Below are 12,735 nucleotides of genomic sequence, written 5' to 3'. Positions count from 1 at the left end.
ACAGATCATGGCCACCGTTGCCGTCACCGACGCCACATTCGACGCCGAAGTCAAGAATTCCGACATTCCCGTCGTCGTGGATTTCTGGGCCGAATGGTGCGGCCCCTGCAAACAGATCGGCCCGGTTCTGGAAGAACTGTCAAGCGAGATGTCCGGCCGCGTCAAGATCGTTAAGGTCGATGTGGATAGCAACCCGAATTCCGCCGTCGCCATGGGCGTGCGCGGCATCCCGGCGCTCTTCATCTTCAAGGACGGGCAGGTTGTTTCGAACCGCGCTGGTGCTGCCCCCAAGGCCGCCCTCCAGAGCTGGATCGAAGACAGCATCTGAGCCTGCAACGCCACAAGATCAAAAGGGGTCGCGCCGGTCGCGGCCCCTTTTCTTTGGCCACAAAACCCGCATGATCACACCATGACCCTGACCAATGCTGACATTACAGAGCTGACCGCGCTGCGCCACCTGCTGCACCAACACCCCGAAGTGTCTGGACAAGAGCAGGGGACAGCCCGGCGTATTATCGCGGCTCTCACGGATCACACGCCCGACCACTTGCTGACGGGGCTTGGCGGGCATGGCGTGGCGGCGGTCTACGACGGTGAGGGTCAAGGGCCAACGCTCCTCTTTCGCTGCGAACTTGACGCGCTGCCGATCACCGAGCAGGGCGATCTGCCCCACCGTTCGACCGTGCCGGGCACGGGGCATCTCTGTGGCCATGATGGGCATATGACGGTGATTCTGGCGCTCGCGCGTCTCTTGTCTCGTCAGCGCCCTGCGCGGGGTCGGGTTGTGCTGCTGTTCCAGCCCGCCGAGGAAACCGGCGCAGGCGCAGAGGCAGTGCTGCGCGATCCAGAATTCGAGACTATTTCACCAGATTATGCCTTTGCCCTGCACAATATGCCGGGCCTGCCCTTGGGGCATGTCGGCCTCATCCCCGGCCCGGTCAATTGCGCCTCGCGCGGTATGTCCATTACCCTCAGCGGAAAATCCGCCCATGCGTCAGAGCCAGAGAATGGCCGTTCGCCGATGCAGGCGCTGTCGCATCTCATGCCGGCGCTGACCGCCCTCAGCCGGGGCACACCACAAGATCACGATTTCACTCTGGCCACCGTCACCCATACCAGCATGGGCGCACCTGCCTTTGGCATCGCACCGGGCGAGGCCACGCTCTACGTTACGCTGCGCACTCTCGTTGACGCTCAGATGCAGGCGCTGTGTGATCGTGCTGAAACGCTGGTGACAAACACCGCAGCGGCGCACGACATCAGTGTTGAAATCAGCTATCACGATATTTTCACGCATTGCGCAAATGATCCCGATGCGACTCTGATTTTGCGCAAGGCGCTCGATGCGCTGCACGTGCCCCATGACGCGCGCGGCTTGCCAATGCGCGCGTCCGAGGATTTTGGCCGCTTTGGTCAACGCGCCCGCGCTGCCATGCTCTTTCTTGGCGCAGGTTCCACCCATGCCGCGCTGCACAATCCAGACTACGATTTTCCCGACGACCTCATTCCCATTGGGGCGCGCATCTTTCATCAGGTCGCCCGCGACATGCTGGGTTAGCCTGCCCTTGCGCCCTCTCCCGACCCCTTCCATATAGGGGACACAGAATAAGGAGGCCCAAATGAGCGATTTTCCCGGGTGGCACGGCACCACCATCATCGGTGTGCGGCGCGGCGGCGAGGTTGTCGTTGCCGGGGATGGGCAGGTCAGCCTTGGACAGACGGTGATCAAGGGCACAGCTCGCAAGGTGCGCCGCCTGTCGCCCGGGGGGCATCCGGTGGTCGCGGGCTTTGCCGGGTCTACGGCGGATGCCTTTACCCTGCTCGAACGGCTGGAAACCAAACTTGAGGCGACACCGGGCCAATTGCAACGCGCCTGCGTGGAATTGGCCAAGGATTGGCGCACGGATAAATACCTGCAAAAGCTCGAGGCGATGCTCATCGTCACAGATGGCGATCAGCTCTATGTCATCACCGGAGCGGGCGACGTGCTGGAGCCAGAGCATGACGTGGCCGCCATCGGCTCGGGCGGCAACTTCGCTCTCGCTGCGGCGCGCGGTCTGGCCGAGAATCCCGACCTGAGCGCCGAGGATATCGCCCGCCGCGCCATGGCCATCGCCGCCGATATCTGCGTCTACACCAATGGCAAGCTGACGGTCGAGAAGATCGGCAAACCCTAGTCTTTTTTCGCCACAGCCTCCATATATGCCCGGAGCACCGCATTCATGCGGGTTTGATAGCCTTTGCCTTGGTTGCGGAAGAATTCGACGATATCGGCGTCAATCCGCAGCGAGATCAGCTTCTTGGACTCCGGCGCGACCAACCGCGCCTTGGACCAATCCACATCTATTTCCTGCTCGCCCTCATGATCCGGCGCCGCCTTGACGCGGTCCCAATCTGTTTGGCTCTTCATCTTTCGTATCTCGTCGAGCGACATACGCGTCATATGCTTTTCGCTCATCCTGCCTTGCCTTTCGAACTGTGATAATTCGGATCACGTCGCCGCGCATGGTGAACACCACCGCGAGATAACTTCCATTCAGATATCCGACCGCGATTTCTCGTATCTCGATCTCGCTTCTTCCTGAGAGGCAGAGATAGTCGGTCTCGAAAATTTCGACAGCGTCACGGAAGTCGATGCCGTGCTTTTTCAGCGAAAGACCGCGCTTGTCCTCGTTCCATTCGAACATCGGGAGAGTTCCTTTTTCGATTACGTCTAGTAATTTCGATCATCGTCTTTCTCCCTATGATCGCGCGTTCACCACTAAACGCTCACGAAAATACATACACTTTGTAGCTACACAGATCAACCCCCCTTCAAATCCCCGCCTTCTCTGCGTATCTCTGCACAAACCGGTAAAGGAATGCTGAATGACCGACCTGACCCCGCGCGAGATTGTCTCGGAGCTTGACCGCTACATCATCGGCCAGAAAGAGGCCAAGCGCGCCGTTGCCGTCGCCCTGCGCAATCGTTGGCGGCGCAAGCAGCTCTCCGATGACCTGCGCGACGAGGTATATCCCAAGAATATCCTCATGATCGGCCCCACCGGCGTTGGCAAAACCGAAATCTCCCGCCGTCTCGCCAAACTCGCCCGCGCGCCCTTTATCAAGGTCGAGGCGACCAAATTCACCGAAGTCGGTTATGTCGGCCGTGACGTCGAACAGATCATCCGCGATCTTGTCGACAGTGCCATTGCCCAGACCCGCGATTGGATGCGCGACGACGTCAAGACCCGCGCCGAACAGGCCGCCGAAGAGCGCGTGATCACCGCCATCGCTGGCGAGGATGCCCGCCAAGGCACCCGCGATATGTTCCGCAAGAAGCTGCGCGAGGGGCTGCTTGACGACACCATGATCGACATCGAGGTGGCCGATACCTCTAGCCCCTTGGGCATGATGGATATTCCCGGCCAGCCCGGCAGCCAGATGGGCATGATGAACCTCGGTGATATCTTTGGCAAAGCGTTCGGCCAGCGCACCACGACCAAGCGTGTCAGCGTTGCCGATAGCTACGCGCTGCTGATTGGGGAAGAGGCCGACAAACTTCTTGATGATGAAACCGTCCACCGCACCGCACTCGAGGCGGTCGAACAGAACGGCATCGTTTTCCTCGACGAGATCGACAAGGTCTGCGCCCGCTCTGATGCGCGCGGTGCCGATGTCAGCCGCGAAGGCGTGCAGCGTGATCTCTTGCCGCTGATCGAGGGCACGACCGTTTCGACCAAATATGGCGCGGTCAAGACCGACCATATCCTCTTCATCGCGTCTGGGGCCTTTCACATCGCCAAACCGTCAGACCTCTTGCCGGAATTGCAAGGCCGCCTGCCCATCCGGGTTGAGCTGCGCGCGCTGACCGAAGGTGATTTCGTCCGCATCCTGACCGAGACGGACAATGCCCTCACCCTGCAATACACCGCCCTCATGGGCACCGAAGAGGTGACGGTCAGCTTTACTGAGGATGGTATCGCCGCCCTCGCCCATATCGCGGCAGAGGTCAATCAATCGGTCGAAAACATCGGCGCGCGGCGGCTCTACACCGTCATGGAACGGGTGTTCGAAGAACTCTCCTTCACCGCCCCCGACCGCGCCGGCGAGACCGTGACGGTCGATGCAGGCTTCGTCGAGGCGAACTTGGGCGAGCTGATGAGGTCAGCGGATTTGAGCAGGTATGTGTTGTGAGGGGGGAGATCATCTGAGCGGCCTCAGCGACATCTAATGATCAGGCTCACGGGCTAATTTATAGTGCGCCTTTGGATCGCGAGTGTAGTCACCGGTAACGAAAACCAGTATTCCTTTTCGGCAAAGGCGCTCCAAGTCTTTCTTCGAGGTTGCCCATGTGCGGCCGGTTAACCTCTGCGCCTCTGAAACTTGAATCTTCTCATTTCGATAGGTGTAGGCAGCAATCCTAATCTCGTGTTCCTGCATCAGTTTCCACTGATCGACTCCGAAATGCATTGCAACATCACGATCACTCGAACGATTCCGTTTCTCGTGGTCATTTTGGAGCGTCACCCTTACAACAACCCCGTGCAGAGCCTCTTGGCGAAATTCCGGCTCAGGCAGATTGTACTCCGCCATGCTGTCTCTAATGCGTCTAGTTCCTTCTCGAGCCATTTGCACATAACCGAGAATTCGCATTGCATCCATAAAGTGATGATTTCTTGATGCCCGCAAATCATAAATTGTCTTTTCATTAACTGGGGGAACGAATCCGCCAGGGCTCTCTATCTCCATTCTATTGCTGAAAATTTTAATCGTAGTGTCGGTTCCCGAGAAAGAATAAGAACGATGAACACAAGCATTTACAAGTGCCTCAAACCAAGCCCATCTTGGGTACTCGGGCGTAGTCACAAACTTTCCGTCCGAATTTAACCACGTCACGGTATGCAATACATCATCAATGAACTTTGACGCCTTCTGTATGATTTCAACTACAGAACCCTCAAAGAACCGATCCCTGATAGGTCGGTAAGTTTCTCCAGAACCCTCTCTTTCTCCCTCGAACCTCTGCACCCTGACGCGGCAACCGGGGATAGTCCGTCCAGGGTCTTTGCCCGCAAGAAGAACTATAGTATTCAGCGGAAAGACGTTCTCACCATCTTTTTCGAGAAGGTGGCGATCAACGAGAACCTCTTCATTTGACCAACTTGGCCTTTGCTCTCTCGCTCTGAACTCATCACAGAAATCTTGAATTGTGGAGAGATTAAAATCTTTTGGATACTTGAAAGAAGCCCTTTCCAGCTCGAATGAGACCTCGTTTCGCGTAGCGCGAAAGTCCCGTTTTTCTTCGTCGGACATTTTGTGCTTTGTGTCACCGTATCTGATCCAAGCTTCAGATTTGTTAGTCTCCGCAAGCCTTCCAATGTATGGAACGTAGACGAGAATTAAGAAATCTTCCTTCCCGTCTATGACAACGGGAACCCTCTTGAATTCGGGTTTGGCGAGCGGACACCTTTGCAAATGGCAAATCTCGACGTTGTTGAGACTTGTTTGCTCTAAAGACGCACATCCAATGACCTGCCCACTATCAGCTACGCCATAACACAAGACGCCCCCATCTGGGGTATTAGAAAAACAGCTCAGATAGGCCGCAAGGTCGTCCATCTGAATTTTCTTGGATGATTTATAATCAATTCTGCGGTCTTCCGAAAAATATGGAATCATTCTCTGGGTGAAGCGCACCCATATGTCTCTCGGTGTCCACAAACCCGGCTCGTCGCTGACGGAAAACGGTTCATCGAAAGGGAGGTTAAGTTGGCCGTCGTTCATCACTACATCCAGTATGTTGAGGTAAGCTCGACATACTATATATAGAAACTAAGCTCCTTTTCCCTATATACGGTGTGTCGAGCCCGCCTCGACACACCGTATATAGATATTAGGACTGAGCCTTAGGCCTAGAAGAAGTATGTCGACCCCACCTCGACATACTAGATCATGTTGATGCGGCCAAGCAAGTGAGGGCGAATAGCCTAGTTTTGGCGCGGTGGATGGCTAGTCACCATCAGCGTGCGAAAGACATATGTTGGTATCAACCACCCCCGTCATTCTCGCGAAGACGGGACTCTCCCTCCCATGCTGCGCACACCTCACGAGAACACCGCCTGTGCGGGGATGACGTCTCTGACATCGACGGGGCCCAAATCCCCCACTTCCCCCTCCGCATCGCCCGCGCTAAACACCCCTTATGGTTGTTCCGGTTCTCCTTCTTGCCCTCTCTCTCATCGGCGTTGCCGTGGCGTTTTTGTTGCCCGGCTATGGCGATCTGATCCTGCTGGCGGGGCCTTGCACCATCGCGGCTTTGATCCTGCTTTGGCGCGCCCTTTTTCTGCGGATCACGGCCCCGGCCGCGCCCGAGCCCGAGACAGAGCCGAACCGCATCCTGATCGACGGTTCCAACGTCATGTATTGGCGCGACAACACCCCGAGGATCGAAACGCTGCGCGAGGTCATCGGGCAGCTGCGCCGCATCGGCTTTGCGCCGGGGGTCGTGTTTGATGCCAATGCGGGCTATCTGCTGACCGGCAAATACAAACATGATGATGCCATGGCCGGCTATCTGGGGCTGGCCGAAGATTGGGTGATGGTCGTGCCCAAGGGCACTGTTGCCGATCGCTACCTTCTGACCGTTGCCCGCGATGTCGGCGCGCCCATCGTCACCAATGACCGTTATCGCGATTGGGCCGCTGACTATCCCGAAATCAAACAGTCGGGGCGTCTGATCCGGGGGGGCTATCGTGACGGGGCGCTCTGGTTCGAAGGCATGGACATACCGACGTAAGACCGACACGATACCGACGCGGATTTCCCCCTGTTTTCAGCGCGCTACCGTCCCCGCGCCCCGTCGATCCGTGCCCGCGCGGAATTGGAGCGCGGCATCCACAGCCCCCGGTCAATGGCCTCTGCCAGCCGCTCCGCCAACTCGCGCAGGGCCGATGGGTTATGCGCCGCGATGAAGGCCCGCGTATCCTCATCCTCTAGGAACGCGGCCTCTACCAGATCAAAGTGATGCCCCCGCACAGCGCCAGTTGTGGCAGCAAAAGCAAAGAGATAGTCCACCGTCGCGGCAATCTCGAACGCGCCTTTATAGCCGTGCCGCTTGACCCCATCGATCCATTTCGGATTGACGACGCGGGATCGCACCACCCGCCCGATTTCATCCTCGAGCGTGCGGATCACCGGGCGTTCGGGGCGTGAATGGTCATTGTGGTAAACGGGCCGGTCGCGCCCCTGCAAGGTGCTGACCGCCGCCGCAGCGCCCCCCTCGAACTGATAATAGTCGTCAGAATCAAGAAGATCATGCTCGCGGTTGTCTTGGTTCTGCACAATCGCCTCAGTCTGCCGCAGCCGGGTTTCAAACCCCGCCCGGTCCGGCGTGCCCGCCTCTTTGGCCCCATAGGCATAGCTGCCCCAAGTCAGGTACGCCTCTGCCAGATCGGCCTTGTCCGCCCAGAGCCGCTCGTCGATCATCGCTTGCAGGCCTGCGCCATAAGCCCCGGGTTTTGCGCCATAAATACGCGGGCCAATACCCTCGCTCCGCGCCCTCGCGGCGGCGGGATTGCTGTCTTCGGCCTCGTCCAGCCCCTGCACAGCCCGCGCCGCACTGTCAAACAGCGCGATAAGCTGCGGAAACGCATCACGGAAAAATCCCGAGATGCGCAGCGTCACATCCACCCGCGGCCGCCCCAGCACGCCCTCGGGCAGAATCTCGAACCCGGTCACGCGCCGGTTGGCGGCATCCCATTTTGGCTTGACCCCCAACAGCGCCAGCGCCTGCGCGATGTCATCGCCGCCGGTGCGCATATTGGCCGTGCCCCAGGCGGTGATCAGCAAGGCGCGCGGCCAATCACCATGGGTTTGCAAATGCTTCTCAATCAAGAGGTTGGCAGATTTCCAGCCCAAGGCCCAAGCGGTCGGCGTGGGCACGGCGCGGCTGTCCACACTGTAGAAATTGCGCCCCGTTGGCAGGGTATCGAGCCGCCCACGCGTGGGGGCGCCCGAGGGTCCGGGGACAATCGCCCGCCCGTTCAGCGCGCGCAACAGCCCCCCGCCCTCGTCCGGCCCGCAGGCGGCAATGGCGGGGCGAATGCGCGCTGCCATCTCTGCCAAAACCGCCGACGTATGCGGTCCGATCTCTTGGCCGCCCTCCCTCAAGAGGCGCTGCGCCATAAGCTCCAGCCGCTCCACCGTGTCGCCATTGCTGCGCCATGGATCGGCGCAGAGACCGGCCAGCGCCTGCGGCTTTTCAGTGGCGGCCCCGGCCATATCGCAATCAAGCGGATCAATGCCCAGCCCGAAATCACGCGCCAGCGCGCGGATCAGCGAGGCGTCTCCCCCTTGGCCATCGCCGCGCGGCACCCGGGCCAAGGCAATGGCCAGATCAATCTCTTGCTGCCCTGTGGGCGATTGACCGAATACATGCAGCCCATCGCGGATCTGCGCCTCTTTCAACTCGCAGAGATAGGCATCAAGCTGCGCCAGATCAGACTCTTCATCCGCCCCGGACATGCCGACATCCTTATCGAGCCCGGTGGCAGAACTCAGTGTCAGGATCTCGCGCCGCAGATGGGCGATGCGGCGTGGATCGACCCCGGCGGCCTCGTAATACTCATCTACCAGCGCCTCGAGATCGCGCAGCGGGCCATAGGTTTCGGCGCGGGTCAGAGGAGGGGTAAGGTGGTCGATGATCACCGCCTGCGCGCGGCGTTTGGCCTGCGTGCCCTCGCCGGGATCGTTGACGATGAAGGGGTAGACATGCGGCATCGGCCCTAGCACCGCTTCAGGCCAGCATTCGGCGCTCAGCGCCAGCGCCTTGCCCGGCAACCATTCAAGATTGCCATGCTTGCCCATATGCACGATCGCGTGGACGCCGAAATGGTGGCGCAGCCAGATGTAGAAGGCGAGGTAATTGTGCGGCGGCACCAGATCGGGGGCATGATAGGTCTCGGTCGGGTCGATGTTATAGCCCCGTGCGGGCTGCAACCCGACCACGACATGCCCGAAGGTCAGGATTGACAGGGCAAAGCCTGCACCGGTGCTGCCGTCGGATTTGAGAATTTGGGGAACAATGAAAGGGTCCGTCTCAGGCGCGCCCCAACGGGTCGTCATCGCCTCGCGCAGATCCCACGGCAGGGCGTTGAAATGCTCCAGATAGATATCCAGCGGCAGGGTTTCACCGCCGTCGCGCGATGCGCGATCCGTGAGCCAGTTGGTCGGCCCCGCCATCACCGCGCGCATCAGGGCGTCGCTATCTTCTGGCGGATTGGCGACGGTATAGCACGCCTCGGCCATCAGGCGCAGCGTGTGCACCGTGGCCGCAGGCGTATCAAGACCCACACCATTGGCCAGCCGTCCATCCTTGTTTGGGTAATTGGCAAGGATCAGCGCCACCCGCCGCTTGGGCGCAGGCGTCTGGCGCAGTTTGGCCCAATTGGCGGCCAGCTGCGCCACAAAATCTACCCGGTCGCCAACCGCGCGATACGTGGCGATGGCGCATTCTGTGGCTGCGTCGAAAAACGCCTCGCCCTTGAAACTGATGGCACGGGCAAGAATGCGGCCATCGACCTCGGGCAGGGCCACGTTCATGGCGATGTCGCGGCCTGAAAGGCCCGTGAGCCCCTTGGCCCATGCCTCTTCGGTCGATCCTGCCAATACCACCTGAAACACCGGGGCGCTATTGGCGGCGGGCATGGCCAGCGGATTCTCTGGGCTTTCGTCGCCCGCATGCGGCGAACCTACGGCAAAGGCGGTGCAGTTCAGGATCACTGCAGGTGGTGCCACGCTGAACAGATGCTCCAGCGTTGCCACCGACACCGGATCTTTGAGCGAGGCGACAAAGACCGGCAACGGATTAAGCCCGGCGCGCAACAGCGATTTCACCAGCCGGTTGATCGGATGAAGCCCGGCCCCCTGCACCAGCGCACGGTAAAAGATAATGGGCACCACCGGCTGGCCGGTACCCCAAGCCTCTTGCGCGGCGCTTAGGCCTGCGACACCCGCACCCGGCCAATAGACGCCCGCGCGCAGCAGCGGGCTGGCGGTGGCAGGGGGGTCGCCGCCCTCCAGCATGGTCTGCGCATAGCGCAGGAAATTCCCGGCATTCTCCGGCCCACCTTCCACAAGATAGGACCAAAGCGCATCGTAATCCGCATCCGACACCGTGGACAGGCCGCGCAATTCTGCGTCTGGCTTGTCATCGCCGGGCAAGAGCGCCAATGGCACGCCGGCCTCATGCAGACGCGCGGCATATTGTTCGGCCCCGTATTTCCAATAGCCCACACCGCCCAGAACCCGCGCGATCACCAGCCGCGATTTTGTGGCGCAGTGATCGAGATGCAAGTCGACGGACATCGGGTGCTGCAAATGGCTGAGATTGGCCAGCCGAAGACTGGGTGGGTCTGCCATTTCGCTGCGCGCCTCGCTTAGTGCCGCAAGCTCGGTATCGGCGGCCGAGACAAAGACCACATCGGCGGGGGTTTGGCCCAGATTGACGGGCTCCTTGCCATCCTCGATGGCCCCGGGGGTGGCGGCGAGAAGATGCATCAGACGGTTCCAGCTTGAACGGGGCGGTAATTTGCGGCAATAGCGGCGTCAGAGCGGCCCCATCTGGGGGGCCGGGCCGAAAGGGCAACGACATGGATTACAACGCATTGGGCGCCTCCAAGAAAGGCGGCAAGATTCCCCGCCACAAGGAGCATAACGCACCGGGTACGGACAAGAACCCGTTTGGCAAGCGCCCCTCCAAGGAAGAGCTGATCGCGCGCCTCAAGGCCAAGGCCGAGAAGTCGTCGAAATAGGCTCATAGCCGCTTTTCCATGAAAATGGACGAGGGCGCGTTGGGATAATCGCCGAACGGGCCCCTCGGCATAAAACCGTGCCGGGCATAGAGCTTGTGGGCTGCGGTTAGCAAATTGCCGGTTTCCAGTCGCAGGCAGGGCAGGGCGTGGGTGCGCGCCTCGTCCTCGATCTGGCGCAACAGGGCGTCTGCTACGCCCTGTCCACGCGCGGTCTCGGCCACGAACATGGATTTCACCTCGCCATAGCCATCGCGCAATGCAAGCGCGCCGGTGCCAAGGATTGTGGTGCCGATGCGCGCAGCAAAAAAGCGGATATCGGGCGCGCAGAGCGCGTCGATATCGAGAAAGAAGTTATCCTCGGGCGGAAACAGCGATTCCATCAGGGCATGGCTTGCGCGCAAGAGCGCGCTGGCCTCTGGATGTCTTGGGTCTGCCGCCTCGACGATGATCATGCCAAGAGCGCGGAGGTGATCGCCGCCCGGTCCATCCCGGCCTGACCGATCACCACCAGCCGCGTTTGGCGTGGACCGGACCCGAAGGGTTGGTCGAAATAGCTGTCGACACGCGGCCCAACCGCCTGAATCGTCAGGCGCATCGGCTTGCCCGCCACGGCGGCAAAGCCCTTGAGCCTCAGGATATCATGCGCGCGGATCACCTCTGTGATCTGACGGGAAAAGCTGGCCGGATCGGTGATCTCGGGCCGCGTCACCACAAAACTCTCAAAGGCGTCATGGCCATGGTCATGATGGTGATCATGGTCATCATCATCGTCGTCGTGATGATCATCATCATCGTCGTCATGGTCATGGTGATGATGGTGCAGTTCATGCCGCGCCTCCATATCCGCCTCGGCGCCGATACCCTGTCCAAGCAGCACCTCGACCGGCAGCGCGCCCATCGTCGCGGTCACGACTTGCACACCATCACGCGAGTCTGCGCGTAGCCGCGTTGTAAGCGCGATGCGCTCCTCCTCGGTCAGCAGATCGGATTTGTTGATCACGATCATATCGGCACAGGCCATCTGATCCTCGAAGAGTTCCGATAGTGGCGTTTCGTGGTCAAGGTTTTCATCAAGCTTGCGCTGGGCATCGACCGCCGCCACATCATGCGCAAAGCGTCCTTCGGTGACGGCCTTGCCATCGACCACTGTCACCACGCCATCAACGGTCACCCGCGTGGAAATCTCGGGCCAGTTAAAGGCCCGCACCAGCGGCTGCGGCAGCGCCAGACCAGAGGTTTCGATCACAATGTGATCGGGCGCGCGCTCGCGGTCCAAGAGTTTTTGCAGCGTGGGAATGAAATCCTCTGCCACGGTGCAGCAGATGCAACCGTTCGACAATTCCATCACATCCTCGTCTGAACAGGTCTCGATTCCACAGCCTTTGAGGATGTCGCCATCTACGCCCAGATCGCCGAATTCGTTGATGATGAGCGCAATGCGCTTGCCGCCCGCATTCTCGAGCATATGCCGGATCAACGTAGTCTTGCCCGCCCCGAGAAATCCTGTGACGACGGTGGCGGGAATCTTGGCTTGCATGTCTTGGCTCCTTCAGGGGCTTGCATCGGGCGGGGCGGCTGGCCTAAGCCCGGTGGAAAAGGGGATCGGGCATGATGCACCGGATTGTGGTCTGTTCTACGTGCGAGGGCACGGATGGCAAGGGCTTTGCGGCCCGTTTGCGCGCGGCTTTCAGCGAACGGGGTATGGAGTTCACGGTGCAGGACCATGACTGCATGTCCAATTGCGCCCGTCCGCTCAGCGTGGCCTTTTCCGCGCCGGGCAAGGCCACGTATCTGTTTGGCGATGTAGACCCCGCAGGCGATCTTGAGGATACGCTGGCCTTTGCCGCGCTATATGCCGAGTGCGCCGATGGCTGGATCGAGGATGCACGTCCTGCCGGACGGCTCCGGCATTGCCTGATCGGGCGCGTGCCGGGCTGAGGGC

General features: G+C 60.1%; 13 protein-coding genes. 7 read left to right on the top strand and 6 right to left on the bottom strand.

From position 1 onward, the window contains the following. Positions 1-7 precede the first annotated feature (7 nt). The 3 genes from trxA (at position 8) to hslV (ending at position 2,177) form a co-directional block, all read left to right on the top strand. A complete protein-coding gene (gene trxA, locus GC127_RS07325) occupies positions 8-328 on the top strand; it encodes a thioredoxin (protein WP_008279716.1) in 321 nt (106 codons plus the stop codon). A gap of 81 nt (positions 329-409) precedes the next feature. Beyond that, positions 410-1,558, top strand: coding sequence for an amidohydrolase (locus GC127_RS07320; RefSeq protein WP_151977317.1), 1,149 nt, complete (start codon positions 410-412; stop codon positions 1,556-1,558). 61 nt (positions 1,559-1,619) lie between these two features. Continuing rightward, positions 1,620-2,177: an ATP-dependent protease subunit HslV gene (gene hslV, locus GC127_RS07315; protein ID WP_151977315.1), complete on the top strand. Its 558-nt coding sequence runs from the start codon at positions 1,620-1,622 to the stop codon at positions 2,175-2,177. Here hslV and GC127_RS07310 read toward each other — a convergent pair. Together GC127_RS07310 and GC127_RS07305 are read right to left on the bottom strand one after the other, a co-directional pair. Beyond that, entirely contained in the window at positions 2,174-2,410 is a 237-nt protein-coding gene (locus GC127_RS07310) for a BrnA antitoxin family protein (RefSeq protein ID WP_199861209.1), read from the bottom strand. The genes hslV and GC127_RS07310 overlap by 4 nt on opposite strands. Beyond that, positions 2,361-2,687: a BrnT family toxin gene (locus GC127_RS07305; protein WP_151977311.1), complete on the bottom strand. Its 327-nt coding sequence runs from the start codon at positions 2,685-2,687 to the stop codon at positions 2,361-2,363. The genes GC127_RS07310 and GC127_RS07305 overlap by 50 nt, the downstream gene beginning before the upstream one ends. A 181-nt stretch (positions 2,688-2,868) precedes the next feature. Here GC127_RS07305 and hslU point away from each other — a divergent pair, with 181 nt between their 5' ends. Beyond that, a complete protein-coding gene (hslU, locus tag GC127_RS07300; protein ID WP_008279713.1) occupies positions 2,869-4,176 on the top strand; it encodes an ATP-dependent protease ATPase subunit HslU in 1,308 nt (435 codons plus the stop codon). A 33-nt stretch (positions 4,177-4,209) separates the two neighbouring features. Here the strand turns inward: hslU and GC127_RS07295 are convergent, their stop codons facing one another. Next, on the bottom strand, positions 4,210-5,766 hold the full coding sequence (locus tag GC127_RS07295; RefSeq protein ID WP_151977309.1) for an ATP-binding protein: 1,557 nt from the start codon (positions 5,764-5,766) through the stop codon (positions 4,210-4,212). 418 nt (positions 5,767-6,184) lie between these two features. Here GC127_RS07295 and GC127_RS07290 point away from each other — a divergent pair, with 418 nt between their 5' ends. Beyond that, a complete protein-coding gene (locus tag GC127_RS07290; protein WP_151977307.1) occupies positions 6,185-6,778 on the top strand; it encodes a hypothetical protein in 594 nt (197 codons plus the stop codon). Positions 6,779-6,822: 44 nt separating this feature from the next. On the opposite strand, the gene cobN is transcribed toward GC127_RS07290, so the two are convergent. Continuing rightward, positions 6,823-10,539, bottom strand: coding sequence for a cobaltochelatase subunit CobN (gene cobN / locus GC127_RS07285; RefSeq protein ID WP_151977306.1), 3,717 nt, complete (start codon positions 10,537-10,539; stop codon positions 6,823-6,825). A 92-nt stretch (positions 10,540-10,631) separates the two neighbouring features. On the opposite strand from cobN, the gene GC127_RS22770 reads away from it, so the two are divergent. Continuing rightward, positions 10,632-10,793: a hypothetical protein gene (locus GC127_RS22770; protein WP_008279707.1), complete on the top strand. Its 162-nt coding sequence runs from the start codon at positions 10,632-10,634 to the stop codon at positions 10,791-10,793. A gap of 2 nt (positions 10,794-10,795) precedes the next feature. Here GC127_RS22770 and GC127_RS07280 read toward each other — a convergent pair whose 3' ends face one another. Then, positions 10,796-11,245, bottom strand: a complete 450-nt coding sequence (locus GC127_RS07280) for a GNAT family N-acetyltransferase (RefSeq protein ID WP_081507385.1) — start codon at positions 11,243-11,245, stop codon at positions 10,796-10,798. Continuing rightward, the gene (gene cobW, locus GC127_RS07275; RefSeq protein ID WP_151977304.1) at positions 11,242-12,330 is read right to left on the bottom strand and encodes a cobalamin biosynthesis protein CobW; all 1,089 of its coding nucleotides are present in this window, start codon (positions 12,328-12,330) and stop codon (positions 11,242-11,244) included. The genes GC127_RS07280 and cobW overlap by 4 nt, the downstream gene beginning before the upstream one ends. A 71-nt stretch (positions 12,331-12,401) precedes the next feature. Here cobW and GC127_RS07270 point away from each other — a divergent pair, with 71 nt between their 5' ends. Then, positions 12,402-12,731 carry a DUF1636 domain-containing protein gene (locus GC127_RS07270; RefSeq protein WP_151977302.1) on the top strand — a complete coding sequence of 110 codons (330 nt, stop codon included), beginning with the start codon at positions 12,402-12,404 and terminating at the stop codon, positions 12,729-12,731. The last annotated feature ends 4 nt before the right edge of the window (positions 12,732-12,735 follow it).

It is taken from the genome of Roseovarius sp. EC-HK134, assembly GCF_902498815.1.
Lineage (GTDB): Bacteria > Pseudomonadota > Alphaproteobacteria > Rhodobacterales > Rhodobacteraceae > Roseovarius > Roseovarius mucosus_A.
Note: the sequence above shows the minus strand (reverse complement) of the source record. Positions and strands in the feature narration are given on the sequence as shown.